Origin of the sequence: Arthrobacter sp. PsM3 (genome assembly GCF_030433895.1) — a bacterium.
In the GTDB taxonomy this organism is placed as follows: Bacteria; Actinomycetota; Actinomycetes; order Actinomycetales; family Micrococcaceae; genus Arthrobacter.
On sequence record NZ_JARUXE010000005.1, the window covers coordinates 137,623 to 155,998 of the forward strand.

17 protein-coding genes are annotated in these 18,376 nt (G+C 67.0%); 11 read left to right on the plus strand and 6 right to left on the minus strand.

Annotated elements, in window-relative coordinates:
- Positions 1-355: 355 nt before the first annotated feature.
- From QCD75_RS03945 to QCD75_RS03955, 3 genes are all read right to left on the minus strand, one after another.
- On the minus strand, positions 356-2,383 hold the full coding sequence (locus QCD75_RS03945; protein WP_301225921.1) for an ABC transporter ATP-binding protein: 2,028 nt from the start codon (positions 2,381-2,383) through the stop codon (positions 356-358).
- Positions 2,380-4,119, minus strand: coding sequence for an ABC transporter ATP-binding protein (locus tag QCD75_RS03950; protein WP_301225923.1), 1,740 nt, complete (start codon positions 4,117-4,119; stop codon positions 2,380-2,382). The genes QCD75_RS03945 and QCD75_RS03950 overlap by 4 nt, the downstream gene beginning before the upstream one ends.
- A 141-nt stretch (positions 4,120-4,260) precedes the next feature.
- Positions 4,261-5,178 carry a 2-hydroxyacid dehydrogenase gene (locus QCD75_RS03955; protein WP_301225925.1) on the minus strand — a complete coding sequence of 306 codons (918 nt, stop codon included), beginning with the start codon at positions 5,176-5,178 and terminating at the stop codon, positions 4,261-4,263.
- Positions 5,179-5,375: 197 nt separating this feature from the next.
- Between QCD75_RS03955 and QCD75_RS03960 the strand changes: the two genes are divergently transcribed.
- Positions 5,376-6,290 (plus strand): serine hydrolase, encoded by a 915-nt coding sequence (locus QCD75_RS03960; protein ID WP_301225927.1) that lies wholly within the window; start codon positions 5,376-5,378, stop codon positions 6,288-6,290.
- A gap of 97 nt (positions 6,291-6,387) precedes the next feature.
- On the opposite strand, the gene QCD75_RS03965 is transcribed toward QCD75_RS03960, so the two are convergent.
- On the minus strand, positions 6,388-6,555 hold the full coding sequence (locus QCD75_RS03965) for a hypothetical protein (protein WP_192815714.1): 168 nt from the start codon (positions 6,553-6,555) through the stop codon (positions 6,388-6,390).
- Between the two features lie 189 nt (positions 6,556-6,744).
- Here QCD75_RS03965 and QCD75_RS03970 point away from each other — a divergent pair, with 189 nt between their 5' ends.
- On the plus strand, positions 6,745-7,581 hold the full coding sequence (locus QCD75_RS03970) for an alpha/beta fold hydrolase (protein WP_301225931.1): 837 nt from the start codon (positions 6,745-6,747) through the stop codon (positions 7,579-7,581).
- 746 nt (positions 7,582-8,327) lie between these two features.
- On the opposite strand, the gene QCD75_RS03975 is transcribed toward QCD75_RS03970, so the two are convergent.
- Together QCD75_RS03975 and QCD75_RS03980 are read right to left on the minus strand one after the other, a co-directional pair.
- The gene (locus QCD75_RS03975) at positions 8,328-9,356 is read right to left on the minus strand and encodes a serine hydrolase (RefSeq protein ID WP_301225933.1); all 1,029 of its coding nucleotides are present in this window, start codon (positions 9,354-9,356) and stop codon (positions 8,328-8,330) included.
- Between the two features lie 70 nt (positions 9,357-9,426).
- Entirely contained in the window at positions 9,427-9,666 is a 240-nt protein-coding gene (locus tag QCD75_RS03980; protein ID WP_301225935.1) for a hypothetical protein, read from the minus strand.
- Positions 9,667-9,925: 259 nt separating this feature from the next.
- Here QCD75_RS03980 and uraD point away from each other — a divergent pair, with 259 nt between their 5' ends.
- The 9 genes from uraD to QCD75_RS04025 all read left to right on the plus strand — a co-directional run bounded on the left by uraD (position 9,926) and on the right by QCD75_RS04025 (position 18,078).
- Complete coding sequence (gene uraD, locus QCD75_RS03985) at positions 9,926-10,423, plus strand: 2-oxo-4-hydroxy-4-carboxy-5-ureidoimidazoline decarboxylase (protein ID WP_301225937.1); 498 nt, start codon at positions 9,926-9,928, stop codon at positions 10,421-10,423.
- Positions 10,420-10,761, plus strand: coding sequence for a hydroxyisourate hydrolase (gene uraH, locus QCD75_RS03990; protein WP_301225939.1), 342 nt, complete (start codon positions 10,420-10,422; stop codon positions 10,759-10,761). Before uraD ends, uraH begins: the two co-directional genes overlap by 4 nt.
- A 491-nt stretch (positions 10,762-11,252) precedes the next feature.
- Positions 11,253-12,593: an MFS transporter gene (locus QCD75_RS03995; RefSeq protein WP_301225941.1), complete on the plus strand. Its 1,341-nt coding sequence runs from the start codon at positions 11,253-11,255 to the stop codon at positions 12,591-12,593.
- A gap of 68 nt (positions 12,594-12,661) precedes the next feature.
- Positions 12,662-13,345: a GntR family transcriptional regulator gene (locus QCD75_RS04000; protein WP_301225943.1), complete on the plus strand. Its 684-nt coding sequence runs from the start codon at positions 12,662-12,664 to the stop codon at positions 13,343-13,345.
- A complete protein-coding gene (locus QCD75_RS04005) occupies positions 13,342-14,172 on the plus strand; it encodes an aspartate/glutamate racemase family protein (protein ID WP_301225945.1) in 831 nt (276 codons plus the stop codon). Before QCD75_RS04000 ends, QCD75_RS04005 begins: the two co-directional genes overlap by 4 nt.
- A 26-nt stretch (positions 14,173-14,198) precedes the next feature.
- Positions 14,199-15,674: an amidohydrolase family protein gene (locus tag QCD75_RS04010; protein WP_301225947.1), complete on the plus strand. Its 1,476-nt coding sequence runs from the start codon at positions 14,199-14,201 to the stop codon at positions 15,672-15,674.
- 8 nt (positions 15,675-15,682) lie between these two features.
- Positions 15,683-16,411, plus strand: coding sequence for a maleate cis-trans isomerase family protein (locus tag QCD75_RS04015; protein ID WP_301225949.1), 729 nt, complete (start codon positions 15,683-15,685; stop codon positions 16,409-16,411).
- Between the two features lie 44 nt (positions 16,412-16,455).
- Complete coding sequence (locus QCD75_RS04020; protein ID WP_301225951.1) at positions 16,456-17,301, plus strand: fumarylacetoacetate hydrolase family protein; 846 nt, start codon at positions 16,456-16,458, stop codon at positions 17,299-17,301.
- Positions 17,302-17,388: 87 nt separating this feature from the next.
- Positions 17,389-18,078, plus strand: a complete 690-nt coding sequence (locus QCD75_RS04025) for an AmiS/UreI family transporter (RefSeq protein ID WP_301225953.1) — start codon at positions 17,389-17,391, stop codon at positions 18,076-18,078.
- The last annotated feature ends 298 nt before the right edge of the window (positions 18,079-18,376 follow it).

An 18,376-nucleotide genomic window follows, 5' to 3' on the forward strand; every position in this document is an offset into this window, starting at 1 on the left:
ATTGAGGCGTGTGACGACGACGGCCACTCCCCTGCCGAGTTCACGAAAGCTCCGCCTTCGGCCTTGGAATACAGGCAGCCGAGGGGCCATTGCTTGAAATAGGGCCGAAAAGGGGCCGCCTAATACTTTGAGACAAAAGCGGTGCCCATACGGCTACCAGGGTGGCCTGACCCACAACTGCACTCCCCCAACGTCACGGGAAAAATCCACGACGAATCACGCTTGGGCCTGCGAGCGACGCCTCCCCCTGACTTCTGGGGATTCACCGATAGGGGCCGTTACGTAAGGTTGATCCGCCCAGAGACGATCCGTACCTCTACGCCTCGGGAGCGACAAAAAAACGTCTTGAATTTCCCTAAACCTCCGCCACAGGAGCAGCGAACTGGGCCGCATAGAGCGCCGAATACGCCCCGCCAGCAGCCAACAGCTCCGTGTGCGTCCCCTGCTCCACGATCTGCCCGGCCTCCATCACCAGGATGAGGTCGGCGTCGCGGATGGTGGAGAGCCGGTGCGCGATCACGAAGCTCGTCCGGTCCGAGCGCAGCGCGCTCATGGCCTTCTGCACCAGCACCTCGGTGCGGGTGTCCACCGAACTCGTGGCCTCGTCGAGAATCAGCACGGACGGGCGGGCCAGGAAGGCCCGGGCGATTGTCAGCAGCTGCTTCTCGCCGGCGGAGACGTTGGAGCCCTCGTCGTCGAGCACGGTGTCGTAGCCCTCCGGCAGGGACCGGACGAACCTGTCCACGTAGGTCGCCTGCGCCGCCTCCAGGATCTGCTCCTCCGAGGCGCCGGGCCGGCCGTAGGCGATGTTGTCCCGGATGGTCCCGCCGAACAGCCAGGTGTCCTGCAGCACCATCCCCATCCGCGAGCGCAGCTCGTTGCGGGTCATCGCCGTGACGTCCACGCCGTCGAGCGTGATCCGCCCGGCGTCGAGCTCGTAGAAGCGCATCATCAGGTTCACCAGCGTGGTCTTGCCGGCCCCGGTGGGGCCCACGATCGCCACGGTCTGCCCCGGCTCGGCCACGAGGCTCAGGTCGGCAATCAGTGGCTTGTCCGGGGAGTAAGCGAACGAGACGTTCTCGAACACCAGCCGCCCCCGCGTCACCACCGGCGCCTCGGCAACGGCAGGGTCCGGGCTCTGCTCCTCGGTGTCCAGCAGCTCGAACACCCGCTCGGCCGAGGCCACGCCGGACTGCAGCAGGTTCGCCATCGACCCCAGCTGGGCCAGCGGCTGGGTGAACTGCCGGGAGTACTGGATGAACGCCTGCACGTCGCCGAGCTGCATCGCCCCGGAGGCCACCTGCAGGCCGCCCACCACGGCGATGCCCACATAGACCAGGTTCCCGATGAACGTCATGGCCGGCATGATCAGGCCGGAGATGAACTGCGCGCCGAAACTGGCCTCATACAGTTCCACGTTCTTCTGCCGGAACCGCTCCTCTACCTCCCGCTGCCGTCCGAAGACCTTCACCAGCGCATGCCCGGTGTAGGTCTCCTCGATCTGGCCGTTCAGCTCCCCCGTGTGCTTCCACTGCGCCACGAACATCTTCTGCGATCTCTTGGCGATCATCGCCGTCGTCACGAGCGTCAGCGGCACGGTGACCAGCGCGATCAGCGCCAGCGTGGGCGAGAGAATGAACATCATGATCAGCACGCCCAGCACGGTCAGCAGCGAGGTGACCGCCTGGCTGATGGACTGCTGCAGGCTCTGCGAGATGTTGTCGACGTCGTTGGTGACCCGGCTGAGCAGCTCGCCGCGCTGCACCGAATCGAAGTAGCGCAGCGGCAGCCGGTTGATCTTGGCCTCGATCCGCTCGCGCAGCCGGAACATGGTGCGCTGCACGACGCCGTTGAGCACGTACGCTTGGATCCAGCTGAACGCCGAGGCCAGCACATACAGGACCAGCGCCCAGAGCAGCACGGTGGCCAGGGCCGTGAAGTCGATCCCGGTGCCGGGTGTGAGCGTCATGGCGCTGAGCATGTCCGCTTTTTGGTTCTCCCCTGCGGCGCGCAGCCCGGCGATGAGCTGTTCCTTGCTGACCCCGGCCGGGAGCTGTTTGGACACGACGCCGGCGAAGATCAGGTTGGTGCCCTCGCCGAGAAGCCGCGGCCCGATCACCGAGAACGTCACACTCACGACGGCGAGCGCCAGGACCAGCACCAGCCACAGCCGCTCGGGGCGCAGCTGGCCCAGCAGCCGTTTGGCGGAGGGGCCGAAGTTCATCGCCTTCTCCGCGGGCACGTTCATCCCGGCGAACGGTCCGCCGTGGCCGGGGCCGCCGCGCGGGCGGGGAATGCGTTCGACGGCGGCCGTGGCGCCAGGTGCCCCGGTTCCCCCGCCAGCGGGCTTGGCCTGCGGGCGGGTGCGGTTGGTGTCGCTCATGCTGCCTCCTCCACGGCGAGCTGGGAGTTCACAATCTCCTGGTACGTCGCCGAAGTCTCGAGAAGCTGCTCGTGCCTGCCGTGCGCGACCAGCCTGCCGTCGTCGATCACCAGGATCTGGTCCGCGTCCACAATGCTGGACACCCGCTGGGCGATGATCACCAGGGTGGCGCCAGCGGTGTGCTGCTTGAGCGCCAGCCGCAGCCGGGCGTCCGTGGCGGTGTCCAGCGAGGAAAAGGAATCGTCAAAGATGTAGAGCTCGGGCCGTTTCACCAGAGCCCGGGCAATCGCGATCCGCTGCCGCTGCCCGCCGGAGACGTTGGTGCCGCCCTGCGAAATCGGCGCGTCCAGTCCGCCCTCCATCTCCCGGACGAATTCCTCCGCCTGCGCAATGGAGAGCGCCTGCCAGAGTTCGTCCTCGGTGGCGTCGGGTTTGCCGTAGAGCAGGTTGCTGCGCACCGTCCCGGAGAACAGGTACGGCTTCTGCGGCACCAGGCCGATGTGCCCCCAGAGCAGGTCCGGGTGCAGTTCACGCACGTCCACCCCGTCGATCCGCACCGACCCGGCCGTCGCGTCGAAGAGCCGCGGCATCAGGTTCACCAGGGTGGTCTTGCCGGAACCGGTGGCGCCGATGATCGCCGTCGTCTGCCCCGCCGGGGCGGTGAAGCTGATCCCGGACAGAACCGGCTGCTCGGCACCCGGGTAGGCGAACCCGACGTCGCGCATCTCCAGTTCGCCGCGGCCGGTCCGGCCGGCAAAGCTGAGCGGGTGCTCCGGCGGCCGGACGCTGGATTCGGTGCCCAGCACCTCGCCGATCCGGTCCGCCGAGACCGCGGCGCGCGGGATCATGATCGCCATGAACGTGGCCATCATGACGGACATCAGGATCTGCATGAGGTAGCTCAGGAACGCGATCATGGTGCCCACCTGCATGGAGCCGTCCTGGATCCGGAACGCCCCGAACCAGATCACGGCCACGGACGAGACGTTCAGCACCAGCATGACGGTGGGGAACGCGAGCGCCATCAGCCGGCCGGCGCGCAGCGCGGTGTCCGTGACGTCCTCGTTGGCCCGGCCGAAGCGGGCGGTCTCGACGTCCTCGCGGACGAACGCGCGGACCACCCGGATGCCGGTGAGCTGTTCGCGGAGCACCCGGTTCACGGTGTCGATCCGGGTCTGCATGAGCCGGAACAGCGGCACCATCCGGGTGATGATCAGCCCGACCGCCACCAGCAGCACCGGCACGCTGACCGCGATCAGCCAGGACATCCCCACGTCCTGCCGGACCGCCATGATGACCCCGCCGATGCTGAGCATGGGCGCCGTGACCATCAGCGTGGCGGACATCAGCACCAGCTGCTGGACCTGCTGGACATCGTTGGTGGAGCGGGTGATGAGGCTGGGCGGGCCGAAGCGGGTGACTTCCTGTTCGGAGAACGCGGCCACCCGGCTGAAAATGGCGCCCCGGACGTCCCGGCCCAGCGCCATCGCGGCCTTCGCGCCGAAGTACACGGCGGCGATGGTGCACGCGATCTGCAGCAGGGTGACCATCAGCATGATGCCGCCGGTGTGCATGATGTAGTCCGTATCCCCCTTCGCGACGCCCTGGTCGATGATGTCCGCGTTCAGGGTGGGCAGGTACAGCGAGGCAATGGACGCCGCCAGCTGGAAGATTACGACGGCGAGCAGCAGCCGCCGCTGCGGCCGCAGGTATTCGACAAGCAGTTTCCAGAGCATCCGTACTCCAAGCCTTGTGTCACGCAGAGTGATCCGAAGGTCAGTTTACGTCCGCTTTGCCGTGTCGTTTACTGGGAGTTTGCTGTCAGCGGGCGGTGTTCCGGCGAACGCGGAGCTGCGGTGTACGCGCCGTCCGGGTCCCTAGCCGTTCAGCACGACGTTCGCCGGCGGTTCGCCCGCCAGCATGAGCTCGATCTGCCGCTGGACCAGCCGGCCCATCCGCGGGCACATGGCCGAACTGTCCCCGCCCACATGCGGGCTGATGATGACGCCGGGGGTCCGCCACAGCGGGTGGTCCTGCGGCAGCGGCTCGGGGTCGGTAACGTCCAGGGCGGCGCGGATCCGGCCGGTGGCGGTGTGCCGGACCATGGCGTCGGTGTCCGCGACCGGTCCGCGGGCCACGTTGACCACCAGGGCGCCGTCGGGCATGGCGGACAGGAAGGCGTCGTCGATGAGATGGCGGGTGGCGTCGCTGAGCGGGACCCCCACGACCACGATGTCGTGCTGCGGGAGCAGGGTGTGCAGCTCGGTGATGCCGTGGACGTGCCCGCGCGGGTCCGTCCGTTCTTTGCTGGCCACCCGGGTCACCGTGGTCTCGAAGGGCAGGAGACGGTCCTCGATCGCCTTGCCCACGCCGCCGTAGCCGACGATCAGCACGCGCCGGTCCGCGAGGCTGGCGGTGGGCCGGGTCTCCCAGCGGCCCTCCTGCTGGTTTTGCAGCAGCCGCGGGAGCTCACGCTGGCTGGCCAGGATCAGGGCCAGGGCCAGTTCTGCGGTGGAGGTTTCGTGGACGCTCGCGGCGTTGGCGAACACCCGGCCCGGGGGCAGCGAGTCCGCGACGCCGTCGTATCCGATCGACTGGCTCTGCACGAGCCCGGTTTCCACCGCCTCCAGGCCCCGCAGGACCTGCGTACCGCCCATGTAGGGCGGGACCACTATGTCGAGGCGCGGCCGCGGCGGTTCCCCGGACAGGTCCCACTCCAGGACGGTGACGTCGGGGTGGGGCTGAAGGTACTCCCGCAGGGTCGCGTCCGGCAGGCTCACAGTAATTTTTGGCATAGCTGACAGCCTAATGGTGGTTCCGCCAAGGGGGGTGTCAATGCCGTGTCAGCGCAGTGCCAGCCACGTCCGTTCCCGCCCCCAGCTGGGAGTTTGCCCTCAGCTTTGCCTTGCCCCGCGCGGCCTTTGGACATGCCCCGCGGCCGGGCATACATTGCAGGAACCCTCCCCCTTTGTGACGTGAAAGGTCCTGCTCCATGAACCCCTCGGGACCTTCCGGTCCGGCCTCCGATTCCCGCAACGCCCGGAGGAACCTGCTGCTGGTCTGGGCGGCCACGGCCCTGCTGCTTCTAGGCCCGGTAACGCTCGCCGTCGTCCGCACCGGTCCGGCCCCCGCGACAGACTTCCTCGCCGGCCCCCATGACAAGCGGCCCGAGCACCCCGCGGCGGCCCCGGGCACGCATGCCCCGGAGCCACAGGCCACGCCGGCTGCCAACCTCGACGCAGAGATCCAGCGGATCTTGGCCGAGAACTCCGGCTACCGGATCGGCGTCGCACTGGTGGACACCCACGGCGGCGAGCCGCGCAGCTACGGCGACGGGTCCGAGTTCGTGGCGGCCAGCACCGCCAAGATCATCACGGCGGCCGCCTATTACCATCTGGTGGAGACCGGCGCGAAGTCGCTGGACGTGCCGCTGGGGAGCTTCGATGCCGCGTTCCAGGTCAGGGCGATGGTCAACGCCAGCAGTGACGACTCCTGGCTGTTGCTGATGCAGGACATCGGCTACCCCAGACTGATCGAGTACGCCGCGTCCATCGGGATCAGTTACGACCCGGAACAGAACATGCTGACGCCGGCCGAGATGGCGTTACTGCTCCGGCAGCTGTCCACCGGGAAGCTGCTCAACGCGGAGCACACGGACGAGCTGCTCGGCTACATGCAGCAGACCAACAACGAACGGCTCATTCCGGCCGCCGTCGGCCCGGACGTCACGGTGCAGCACAAGTACGGCGAGTTGGAGGGCTATGTGCACGACGCGGCCGTCCTGACGTCCGGCGGGCGCTCCTACGCGCTGGCCATCTACTCCTGGGGCGAGGACGGCGAGAGCGAGGAACGCCTCGCTGTGATCCATGAGCTGACGGAGGCTGTCACGGGGGCACTGCTGTCGTAGGAGCGCCGTTAGCTGCGGTCCTAGCCGCGCCGTTAACGCGCAAAGCCCCCGCTGCACGATGTGCAGCGGGGGCTTGCGTCCAGCTGGAGAGCCGGTCTTAGCGGCCGAAGAGCTTGGCGAAGAAGCCGGTCTTGGTGCTGACTTCACCCTCGTGACCCTTGCAGCGGTCGGCGCTCTTGACGCCCCGCATGACCTGGTCGACGTGCTGGCCACAGCCAGCCCAAGTGGTCTTACCGCACTTCTTGCATGCAACCTGTCGGCACATCTGGTTCTCCTTGTTGGTAGGTCTGTAATAGAACTATACCCCCAGGGGTATCTTTGGCCAAAATGCGGCCTCTGGGAACACCCTGTTGCCGGGCCGCGTTGGTTCCGTACAGTGGCACCGGACAGTGGCACCAACGCCGGGCCGCTTCCGCACGACTGACATCAGAACCGTACCGAGAGGACCGCTGACATGGCTTACATCAAGGTTGGAACCGAGAACAGCACCGACATCGAGCTCTACTACGAAGACCACGGGGCCGGACAGCCGGTGGTCCTGATCCACGGCTACCCGCTCGACGGATCCTCCTGGGAGAAGCAGACCACGGCCCTGCTAGGTGCCGGCTACCGCGTCATCACCTACGACCGCCGCGGCTTCGGCCAGTCCAGCAAACCCACCGACGGCTACGACTACGACACTTTCACCGCCGACCTCGACACACTGCTCACCACCCTGGACCTGAACGACGCCGTGCTGGCGGGCTTCTCGATGGGAACCGGCGAAGTGGGCCGCTACCTCGCAAGCTACGGTTCGGCCCGGGTGGCGAAGGCCGTGTTCCTCAGCTCACTAGAGCCCTACGTCCTGCAGGCCGACGACAACCCCGGCGGCGTGCCGCAGTCCGTGTTCGACGGGCTGCTGGAGGCTGTGACCACCGACCGCTACGCCTTCTTCACCGAATTCTTCAAGAACTTCTACAACAGCGACACCTTCCTCGGCACACCCCGGCTCAGCGAGGAAGTCATGCGGGCCGGCTGGAACCTGGCGGCCTCGGGCGGCCCCACGGCCTCGGCAGCCGCCCAGCCGACCTGGCTGACCGACTTCCGCGCCGACATCCCGAAGATTGATGTCCCCTCGCTGATTGTCCACGGCACCGCGGACAACATCCTGCCGATCGACGTCACGGGCCGGCAATTCACCAAGGCCCTGCCCAGCGCCGAGTATGTGGAGATCGAGGGCGCGCCGCACGGCATGCTCTGGACCCACGCCGCCGAGGTCAACAAGGTCCTGCTGGACTTCCTGGCGAAGTAGGTCCAGGAACCTCACGCTTCGCGTCGGCGGGCCGGGGGCACCTCGACACGGCGGCCAGCCCGGGGCTCGCGCTTCGCGTCGGCGGGCCGGGGCGTCCATATCGACGCCGGCCCGGCGCATGGTGCCCCCGGACCGCAGGGCACAGGTGGCGTGGCGAGCCCGGTCCGGAGCCTGTTGATCATGGCCATGAGGGGGCGGAGGATCAAGGTGTCGGGTTCCTCAACCACAACGAGCGGACGCCGGCTTGAGGCCCCGCAGAGTCGGGGCGAGCTAGTTCTTTCCGCGTGCGCAACGGCAACAGCGACAACTGGTCCGATTGGACCCGCTGGGAAATGAGCGACGTGGCCAGGATCGGCTGATCATCCCGCAGCGGATATGACTATGCGCAGAGAGCCAGGGACCTGTCCCTTGGCTCTCTTTCGCTAACCAGTACCACCCTTCAGAACAAGGCACTGCAGTGGTTGCCGGGGTACGCGCGCGCCCGGAGCGTGCCGCCGTGGGAGCACGACCCGGCACCGTTAGGGACACGATCCGACGCCGTCGGGAGCCTACCCGGTGCCGTCCGGGACCCTACCGCCGCCGACCCGCTGCGGTCCGGGGGCACTTCCACACGACACGCCGGGCCCGGGAGTCCGTTTCGACGCCGGACTGCCGCAAAGTTCCCCCGGTCCGCGGTGCGCGCTGCCCCGGCGCCGCAGGGCGGGTGCTCCGGACGCGATCCGACGCCGTCCCCCGGGGCCGCCGCACTAGAACAGGGCGTCCGCCACAGCTGCCGTCACCTGGTGGATGATTTCCGTACGCTCGGGCACAGTGCTCAGGTCAGCACCCTTGGTATAGACGACGAGCGCGTACGCGCTGCCGTCCTTGGCGAGGATGCCGGCGTCGTGCAGCTCCCCGCCCAGCAGGCCGTACTTGTGGAACACGGTGATGCCGGCGGGGACGGCGGCCGGGATAAGGGATTCATAGTTGGTGCCCTGCATATAGGACAGCAGCTGCGAGGTGTCCGCCGGGTCCAGCAGAGTCCCGGAGTAGAGGCCGGCCAGGATGTGCGCCATGTCCGCGGGGGTGAGCGTATTGCGTTCGGGGCTGTAGTCCACGCCCATCGAGGCCGCATACTCGGACAGCTCCTCGTGGCCCACAACGTCCATGATCAATGACCAGGAGTCGTTGTCGCTCTGCTGGATCATCGCCTGCAGCTGGAATTCCGCGGTGTAGGCCCCGAGCGGATCATCGAGGAAGGCGGCCCCGGTTTCCACGAGGTGGTAGTAGGCCTCGGCGGCCAGGACCTTAGCCGTACTGGCCGCGACGAATGCCGCCGGGACACCGTATTCGTGGACATCACCGGTCCCATCTGCACCGTCCGGCAGGGCGAGGAGGGCGACGCTGATCTGGTACTCAGGGTTGGCGGCGATGATGCTGTCGATCTCGGCGTCCAGGTCAGCGTCGATGGCTCCCGGGGCTTCGGTTGCGGCCGGCAAGGCTGCAGCCGAAGCCGCAACGTTTCCAGACCCGGTTGCCGGCGCCGTTGCCGCCGGCGTCTGGCCGTTCACCCCGGTCACCGACGCCTGACTGTTCGCCTGGCTCGCAGCCTGGAGGGCCGCCGTCGAACGCGTCTGCGCGGCGGAATAGAATCCAGCACTGAGCGCCACCGCCAGAGCCGCAGCGCACAGCGCCACCAGGGCTGCGCGGGTCCGGCGGAACGCCCGGAAGCGCGGCCGGAAGCCCGCGCTGCCGGGGTGGCGGTAACGGGGCTGCCGGGGCGTGCGCTCTTCCATAGTTGCCCAAGCTAGCCACGCCAGCTATGCCGGAGCTATGAAACAGCTGTCACCGCACCCAGCACCGGGGCTAGGTCTCGTCGTCCCACAGGCCGGCGTCCGCGGCGTCTTCCGGCTTGTCCTCCGCCTCGGGATCACCCGGACCGACATAGGCGGCGGGCACCATCCCTGCGGCCTGGGCCAGTTGTTCCTCCCGGATGTTGCCGGCCCGGCCGGGTTCGGCGTGTGGCTGGTAGGCCTCGACGGCGTCCGGGTTGGCCGGCCCGCGCAGGGCGGCCGGATCGTTGCTCGGTTCATTCGGATCGGTCATAACACTGCCTTTCATCCGCGGATCGGTCGTTCCCCACACTAACGTGGAGAGCGGACGGGCGGCCGGGCGGCTGAGGCTGCTTCACGCGGAGCTCAGAGAGCTTCCGAACTGCCCCTGGGGGCCGGGCCGGAGTTGACAGCCTCAAGCGGGTACGGTTGACTTTTTACATATGCTGAAATAACAGTTCCATGATGCGGAATGAATTGTCCGTATAGCCCTACACCGTGGATGCCAGCATCGAAGCACAAGGACCTGCCTTATGCACCTTGAACAGTTCAACGCGGCCGGCCGCACGGAGGCTGCCGATTCCCTGCGCCCCTGCCTGGACATCCAGCGCTGGATCGACGAACTCGCCGATGCGCGGCCCTACCCGAGCCTCGAAGCACTGCTCGAGGCGGGACGCGGCGCAGCCAACCCGTTCACCCCGGCAGAGCTCGAAGCGGCGCTCGCCCACCACCCCCGGATCGGCGAGCGGGCCCGGGGAAACAGCACCGAAGCCAGGCTTTCCCAGGCGGAACAGGCTGGACTCGGCGAAGCCGACGCGGCCGTCACGGAGGCTCTGGCGGAAGGCAACCGCGCCTACGAGGAGAAGTTCGGGCAGGTGTTCCTGATCCGCGCAGCAGGCCGCAGCCGCGAGGAGATCCTGGCCGCCCTCACCACGCGGCTCGCCCACACCCCGGAAGAAGAACAGACAATCATTGGCCAGCAGCTGCGGGAGATCGCAGCGCTCCGACTCGAAGGACTGATGGGCCGATGAGCATGTCCCACATCACCACCCATGTACTCGACACCGGCTCCGGCAAGCCTGCGGCTGACGTCCCGGTCACGCTCCACGTGCTCGACGGCGAACGCTGGGTCCAGATTGCCGAGGGCGCCACGGATGCGGACGGACGCATCAAGGAACTGGGGCCGGACCGGGTGCCCCCGGGAACCTACCGCCTGACCTTCGACACGGGAAAGTACTACGCCGCCAGCGGCACCGAGACGTTCTTCCCGGAAGTGGTCCTTACCTTTGGTGTGGTGGAATCGGAGGGCCACTACCATGTGCCCCTGCTGCTGAGCCCGTTCGCCTACTCCACCTACCGGGGCAGCTGAGCCGCCGGAATCAGACGTGAAGACGAGGCCCGCGGCCGACGCCGCGGGCCCTTTTCGCGCCCACGACTGCAACGCGGGGTCAGACAAGGCCCGTTGCGGGCGGTCTCATGGGCCGCATCTGACCCCGCGTTGTTTGGGTGCGCGCAAAAGCCCACGCCCGGCTGGGGCAGCACCACACCGCCCAACGGCGGCCATTCGGCCGCACATCCCAGACCCCAGGCAGGACCAGGGGGCCCGGCAGTCACAATCGGTGATTTGGCCCAGGCGGGCCACAACCGGACAAAATCCTTGACAGTGGCCCGGGTCACTTCTATTCTAAATTTTGGGATCCCAAATTGGGATCCCAAAAGATCGCGGTACGGATCCCGCCCAGTTGCTTGCCCGGCTCCTCCGGATTTGGACCCAGGACGCCCCCACCACCCGGCCTCCTGCCCCCGCGAACACCCAAGTCTTTCCCTGTCTGCAATTTTCCTCTCTGCAAAGGAGAAGTTGTGTCTCTTCAGAACACAGAAACCGCAGTACCGCTCCCCGACGACAAAACCGGCAAGGACGGGGTGCAACGTCGCACCAACGTCCGCTGGAAAATGTTCCTGCTCCTGCTGGTCCTCGTCTCCGTCAACTACATCGACCGGGGCTCCATCTCGGTGGCCCTTCCCATCATCCAGAAGGAGTTCAACCTCGCCCCCGAGCTCGTGGGCCTGCTGCTCTCCGCTTTCTTCTGGACCTACGCGCTGATGCAGGTCCCGGTGGGCCTCCTGATTGACAAGTTCGGGCCCCGCAAGGTCATGACGGCGTCCTGCATCGGCTGGGGTGCAGCCACGGCAGCCTCTGGCCTGGCAGGGGGCTTCCTCAGCATGTTCATTGCCCGGCTGGGCATCGGCGTCACGGAAGCCGGCGTCATGCCGGCCGGCGGAAAACTCAACGCGATCTGGATGCACAAGTCAGAACGTGGACGCGGCGCCACCATCCTCGATGCCGGAGCGCCTCTGGGCGCCGGGCTGGGCGGCATCCTGATTGCCGGCCTGATCGCTTCAACCGGCAGCTGGCGCATCGCTTTCATCGTCGCCGGCGCCGCCACGGTACTGATGGGCCTTGCCGTCTGGTGGTACGTCCGCGACAACCCCCGCCAGCACCGCGGCGTCAACGATGCCGAGGCCGAATACATCGAAGCCTCCCACGCAGCCGAGGACGCCGCCGCGGAGCTCGACGGCAGCAAGGGCAAGCGCGCGCTCCTGCCCTACCTGAAATTCCGCTCCTTCTGGGCCATGTGCTTCGGCTGGCTGGGCTTCAATGGCGTCTTCTACGGCCTGCTGACCTGGGGACCGCTCTATCTGGCCCAGGACAAGGGCTTCGACCTCAAGACCATCGGCTGGTCCACGTTCGTCATCTTCGGAGCCGGCTTTGTCGGGGAAATCCTCGGCGGCGCCATCGCCGACAAGTGGCAGTCCGCCGGCGCCTCCGCGAACCGCGTCATGCGCACCCTCCTGGGCACCTCCAGCGTGGTCGTTATCGGCGGCTTGATCGGCGTCACCGTCGTGGCCGACCCGACCACCGCCGTCGTCCTGCTGTCAGTGGTCATGTTCTTCCTCCGCTGGGTGGGCCTGTTCTGGAGCATCCCCTCGATCCTGGGCGGCCGGACCAACGCCGGCGTCCTGGGTGGAGCGATGAACTTCAGCGGCAACATCTCCGGCTTCGTGACCCCGATTGCGGTGGGCCTGATCGTGGGCGCCACCGGTTCCTACACCTGGGCGCTGCTGTACTTCGTGGGGTCCGCGATCATCATGGGCGTATCCGTCCTGACCCTGAACTACAACAAGCGGCTACCTGTCTAAGCTAGCCACACGCACCTGTTCCTGACGCCGGGAACGCAAGGCCGGACAAGAACCGAAAGTGGAGAAACATGCATACCGCAGAAGCGACCCAGGACAAGGAACGCCCCCTCCGGGAGGCTGTCAGGGATACCCTCCGCAACAGGATCTTTGAAGGGCACTACGTTCCCGGCACCAGGCTGGTGGAACGCGACCTCGCGGCAGAATTCAACGTGTCCCGCCTTCCCGTCCGCGAAGCGCTCCGCATGCTGCGCCAGGAAGGACTCATCAGCGACCGGGGCGCCCGCGGAGCCGAAGTCAGCACCCTGAGTCCCAAGGACGTCGAGGACCTGTTCGACGTCAGACAGTCCCTCGAAGTCCTTGCCTGCCGCCTGGCCGCCACCCGCGCCACCACCGAAGACCTCAGCGCGCTCAAGGGTCTGCTGGACGAGGCCGACCGCTGCCTGGCCAAGGGCGCCATCATGGAAGCCCACCGCGCAAACAGCGAATTCCACGATGCCATTACCCGCATCGCGGACAACGGCTTCCTCAAGTCCGCGCTGGAGCCGCTCCAGGGACGCATGCACTGGCTCTTCCGGCACGTCAGCGACCTGCCGGAGCTCATCGAAGAACACCGCGCCCTTTACGCCGCCATCGCCAGCGGCGACCCGGAACGGGCAGCCGCCCAATCGGCATCGCACATCGGCAAGTACCGCGAACAGTTTCCGGAGGATTTCAGCCGGACAGAACCCTCCCTTCATCGGAAGAACCTATGAAACTTCTAGTCATCAACCCCAATATCAGCGACGACGTGACTGCCCTGATCGAAGCGGAGGCCCTTCGCTCCGCCTCCGCCGGAACCGAACTTGTGGTCCGGACCGCCGGGTACGGCGTGGAATACATTGAAACCCGCTTCGAGTCCCTGATCGCCGCCGGAGCCGTCGCCGAAATCATCGCCGAGTACACCCGAGACGGCGCCAGCATCGACGCCGTGGTGGTGGCCGCATTCGGCGACCCCGGGATGCCGGCACTTAAGGAACTCGCCGACGTCCCCGTTGTCGGGATCACCGAGGCGGCACTCTGCGCCGCCGCCCTGCAGGGTCACCGGTTCTCGATCATCGCCATCTCCGATCGGATCAGGCCCTGGTATCTGGACTGTGTGGAGCGCTTCGGGCTCGGCGGCCGGCTGGCATCGATCCGCTCCATCAACGAGACCCTCCACGGCATCGCCACGGTGCAGCAGGACTTCAAGGCAACCCTGCTGGCACTGAGCCACCGGGCCGTGACCGAGGACGGGGCCGACGTCGTAATCCTCGCCGGTGCGCCGCTCGCCGGCCTTGCCCGCGACCTCCGCGGGCAGATAGGAGTCCCTGTGGTGGACGGCATCTCCGCGGGCATCCGGATGGCCGAGGCCGTCGTCGGCCTCGATTCCGGCCCGCACCGCGCGGGCGCCTTCGCGCCTCCCCCGGCCAAGGCCCGACGCGGCCTCAGCCAGAACCTGGACGCCGCCCTCGCCACCGCACAGAACGCCGCCCTCAGCGGCGCCACCAACGCGACCCGCAGGGGCGCCACCCAGCCGGCTTCGCCCGCACCGGCCAACTAACCACCACGCTATTTAGGAGGACACCGATGTCCGACACCCCAGAACTCGTCATCGCCAACGGCACCGTGGTCAACAGCTTCGGACGCCGCCAGGCCCATGTTGTGGTCCGGGACGGCCGCATCGACCGGCTCGTGAACGCGGCCGAACCCGTCCCCGCCGCTGCCCGCGTCATCGACGCCGCCGGACGGCTCGTCATCCCCGGCGGCGTCGACGGGCACTGCCACGTGGCCCAAATAACCGGGCGGTTCCGGACCCTTGATGACTACCGGACCACATCGACGGCTGCCTTGTGGGGCGGCACCACCACCATCATCGACTTCGGCATCCCCCGTGACGCCCGGGAAACCCCGCTCGCCGCCGTCCTCCACAAAAAGGAACTGGCCCGCGAGTCCCGGTGCGACGTCGCCCTGCACGGCTCCGTCGTCAGCTGGGACGAAACGGTGCCGTGGCAGCTGGAGCAACTCGCCGCCGAGGGCGTCCGGTCCGTAAAGATGTACACCACCAACCGCGGCACCACGATGGCGGACGGGGACACCATCCTGAAGGTCATGCGCGAAATGGTCCGCCTGGACGGCCTCACCTACATCCACGCCGAGCACGACCCGATCATCGCGGACTGCACCGGCCAGCACGCGGACGACGGCCGGATCGGCGTCGAACACCTGCACCGCACCCGCCCCGAACTGGCCGAAGAGATCTCGGTCAAGGAAACCCTGGCCATGGCCGAATACACCGGCGCACCCGTCTACTTCGTGCACCAGTCCACCCCCGGCGCCGTGGACCTGGTCAGCGAGGCCCGCAGCCACGGCCAGGAGGCCTTCTCCGAGACCTGCCCCCACTACCTCACCCTTGACGACAGTGTCTACGGCTCGGTGATGCCGGAGTGGTTCGCCTGCTGCCCGCCCATGCGCAGCCCGCAGACCGTCGCCGCGCTCCGGGAACGGCTCGCCGACGGCGCCATCCACACCGTCGCCTCCGACCACTCCTGCTACGACCTAACGCAAAAGCGGGAACGCACCGACGACATCCGTGAAATGCCACACGGCCTCCCGGGCGTCGAGACCCGGATGCCCGTCACCTTCACCGCCCTGCTGGAAGCAGCCCGCGGCGGCGAGGCCCGGGTGGAGGACTTCGTCGAAGTCTTCGCCGCGGGCCCGGCCCGCATCAATGCCCTGCCCCGCAAGGGAACCATCGCGCCCGGGTTCGACGCCGATCTGGTCATCTTCGATCCGGCCGAGGAACGCACCGTCGACGGCGGCGCCCTGCACATGGGCACCGACTTCTCCCCGTTCGACGGCCGGACGCTCACGGGCTGGCCCGCCGTCGTCGTCTCCGCCGGGCGGGTGGTGCTGGACAGCGACGGGTTCCACGACCCCGGACCCGTGGGCCGCTTTGTGCCCCGGGCCGGTTTCCACGAGCACCAGTCTTCGCTTTCCGTCACCAATCCCGCCACGGCACCCGCCGTCGTGCCCTCCGTCCAGGCCGTCCAGGCCGCCCGCTAGGAGCCCCCATGCCTTCCGCAACCCGCGCCACCCGCATCGGCATGATCGTGCCGTCCTCCAACACCTGCCTCGAACCGCAGAGCTACCGGATCCTGGGCGGCCGCGACGATGTCACCATCCACTTCGCCAGGATCCCGGTCACCCGGATTGCCCTGGACAAATCCTCGGACAAACAGTTCGATGCCGCCGTCATGCGGTCGGCAGCCGAACTCCTCGCCACCGCCGATGTGGACGTCATCGCCTGGAACGGCACGTCCGGCTCCTGGCTCGGCGCCGGCCACGACCGCTGGCTCGTGCAGGACATCACGGACGCCACGGGCATCCCGGCCACCACCTCCACCCTGGCTTACATGGAGGCGTTCCGGACCTTCGGAACCGAACGCATCGGGCTGTTCACCCCCTACACCGTGGACGTCAACGAACAGATCGTGGCGTCCTATGAACGGGACGGCATCAAGACCCTGGACCACCGGTACCTGGGCCTGAGCAACAACGAGTCGTTCGCCCGCGTGACCGATGCGGAGATGCGCCCGGGCTCGCTGGAGCTGGCCGCGGCCCGGCCGGACGCCATCATCTACCTCTGCACCAACCTCTACGGCGCCAACATCAGCGCCGAAATCGAGGCCGAGACGGGCGTTCCCGTCCTGGACTCGGTGGCCGTGACCCTGTGGCACTGCCTCAAGATGGCGGGCGTCCCGCTGCTGGCCCCGCGCTGGGGCAGGCTCCTGGTGAACTGAGGCGCCCAACGAGCCTGATCCAACGTCAAGAAGGAAATAGCCGCATGAAATTTGCACGCCTCGGCGCCGTCGGTGCCGAAACTCCCGCCATCGTGGACGGTGGCACATTCTACTCCCTGGCCGGGCTCACCCCGGACCTGGACGCGGACTTCTGGTCTTCGGGCGGTCCCGCCCGCGCAGCAGCCGCCCTGGCTGCCGGGGAACTGCCAGAAATGGATGCCGCGAACCTCCGCATCGGTGCACCCATCACCCGGCCTTCTTCCGTATTTGGCATCGGATTGAACTACGCCGCACACGCCGCCGAGTCGGGCGCCGAACCCCCCATTGCACCGATCCTGTTCCAGAAGGCTGCCAACACAGTCGCGGGACCCAACGACGCCGTCGCCATCCCCCGCGGTTCCACCAAAACGGACTGGGAAGTCGAATTGGGCGTAGTCATCGGCACCCGCGCGTCCTATCTGGAGTCACCATCGGATGCGCTCAGCCACATCGCCGGCTTCGTCACGGTCAACGACCTGTCTGAGCGGACCTTCCAGCTGGAAGGATCCGGCGGTCAGTGGTCCAAGGGTAAGAGCTGCGCCGGATTCTGCCCCACCGGTCCGTTCCTGGTCACCCCTGAGCACGTGGACCCAGGCAACCTCCGGCTGCGCAGCTGGGTAAATGGCGAACCGCGCCAAGACTCCACCACGCAAGACCTGATCTTCGACGTGGCCACCATTATCCATAACCTCAGCCAGTACCTGGTCCTGGAACCGGGCGACCTGATCTGCACCGGAACTCCGGAGGGCGTGGCCCTGTCCGGACGCTTCCCGTATCTGAAAGCCGGGGACGTCGTGGAGATAGAGGTGTCCGGCCTTGGACGCCAGCGCCAGGAATTCATCCAGGCGTGAACCTGGTCCGGGTTGCTGTTCCCGGCCGCATGACCTGTCCACCCGGAAGGCCAGCGTCCGGACGGCAATCCATGAGAGTAGCTCACCATGCCATACCTGTGTCTCCTTCTGTCAGGAGCGGCACTTCTGATTAATGGGCTGGCCGTACTCGGCCGTATCCCCTTGCGGGATTCGGCGGTCTTCAGCTTGCTGATCGGCACGATCCAACTTGTGCTGGGTGCCGTCTACGTCGCCGCCGCTGGTGGCGGTGACCCCCTGTTGCTTCCTGGTGCGTCCGGAATGATCCTCTTCGGGTTGACCTATTTGTATGTTGGCCTGGACGTTCTCCTGCAGCTCGGGTCCAAAGGACTGGGGTGGTTCAGTGGTTTGGTCGGTGTATTCGGGATTCTGCTCGCGACCAGAGGGTTCCCAGACGACCCGCTGCTGAGTGTCCTGTGGCTTAGCTGGGCATTTCTGTGGATCCTGTTCTTCGTCCGGCTGGCGCTCGGGTGCGAGGGTTTGGCGCCCTTTGTTGGCTGGGCGCTTGTACTGACCAGCCAGGTGACAGCCACAATTCCGGCGTTCATGGGGCTGGTGGGGCACTGGCCCTACGACCGAGGTATCGCTGGGGGTACAGCTGCAGCTGTCGGCGTGCTCCTCGTGGTGGCAGGCGTTCTCGGGCGGCGCAAGGACCAAGGCCCCGCAGCATGGGTCAGGCGCGAAGCGGCCGGGCGCCGGTCTCGCAATTCCAGGGAGCCCGTTTCCCACACCATCGAGCCAACGAGACCCACGGGATGATTCGCGCCGCGACGGTCAGACCGAAAGGCTCGGTGCCGCAGTCACAATCCGCCCACAGGCTTCCGGGAGGCCTTGCTTGCCGCCGGCCGCCGGCCTGTTTGACTGCCCGCAATCGCCTGAGTATTCTCGAAATGCAAGAAAGTTTTCTCACAGAATGAAAACTTGAGCCGACCATTCAACGACGAAAAGAGGTTGGACGTGGCTGCAGGAGAAGAGACCTCCCATATCCTCAGCGGGTTGACAAACCAGCTGCCTGATCGTGATCCGGAAGAGACCGCCGAGTGGCTGGAGTCCCTGG

What these genes read in the sequence shown, in the direction of transcription:
- QCD75_RS03945 (WP_301225921.1), bottom strand. Translation starts at nt 2,383, where the DNA reads ATGAGCGACACCAACCGCACCCGCCCGCAGGCCAAGCCCGCTGGCGGG.
- QCD75_RS03960 (WP_301225927.1), top strand. Translation starts at nt 5,376, where the DNA reads ATGAACCCCTCGGGACCTTCCGGTCCGGCCTCCGATTCCCGCAACGCC.
- QCD75_RS04025 (WP_301225953.1), top strand. Translation starts at nt 17,389, where the DNA reads ATGCCATACCTGTGTCTCCTTCTGTCAGGAGCGGCACTTCTGATTAAT.
- QCD75_RS03950 (WP_301225923.1), bottom strand. Translation starts at nt 4,119, where the DNA reads ATGCTCTGGAAACTGCTTGTCGAATACCTGCGGCCGCAGCGGCGGCTG.
- uraH (WP_301225939.1), top strand. Translation starts at nt 10,420, where the DNA reads ATGAGCATGTCCCACATCACCACCCATGTACTCGACACCGGCTCCGGC.
- QCD75_RS04000 (WP_301225943.1), top strand. Translation starts at nt 12,662, where the DNA reads ATGCATACCGCAGAAGCGACCCAGGACAAGGAACGCCCCCTCCGGGAG.
- QCD75_RS04005 (WP_301225945.1), top strand. Translation starts at nt 13,342, where the DNA reads ATGAAACTTCTAGTCATCAACCCCAATATCAGCGACGACGTGACTGCC.
- QCD75_RS04010 (WP_301225947.1), top strand. Translation starts at nt 14,199, where the DNA reads ATGTCCGACACCCCAGAACTCGTCATCGCCAACGGCACCGTGGTCAAC.
- QCD75_RS03975 (WP_301225933.1), bottom strand. Translation starts at nt 9,356, where the DNA reads ATGGAAGAGCGCACGCCCCGGCAGCCCCGTTACCGCCACCCCGGCAGC.
- QCD75_RS03965 (WP_192815714.1), bottom strand. Translation starts at nt 6,555, where the DNA reads ATGTGCCGACAGGTTGCATGCAAGAAGTGCGGTAAGACCACTTGGGCT.
- QCD75_RS03980 (WP_301225935.1), bottom strand. Translation starts at nt 9,666, where the DNA reads ATGACCGATCCGAATGAACCGAGCAACGATCCGGCCGCCCTGCGCGGG.
- QCD75_RS04015 (WP_301225949.1), top strand. Translation starts at nt 15,683, where the DNA reads ATGCCTTCCGCAACCCGCGCCACCCGCATCGGCATGATCGTGCCGTCC.
- QCD75_RS04020 (WP_301225951.1), top strand. Translation starts at nt 16,456, where the DNA reads ATGAAATTTGCACGCCTCGGCGCCGTCGGTGCCGAAACTCCCGCCATC.
- uraD (WP_301225937.1), top strand. Translation starts at nt 9,926, where the DNA reads ATGCACCTTGAACAGTTCAACGCGGCCGGCCGCACGGAGGCTGCCGAT.
- QCD75_RS03955 (WP_301225925.1), bottom strand. Translation starts at nt 5,178, where the DNA reads ATGCCAAAAATTACTGTGAGCCTGCCGGACGCGACCCTGCGGGAGTAC.
- QCD75_RS03970 (WP_301225931.1), top strand. Translation starts at nt 6,745, where the DNA reads ATGGCTTACATCAAGGTTGGAACCGAGAACAGCACCGACATCGAGCTC.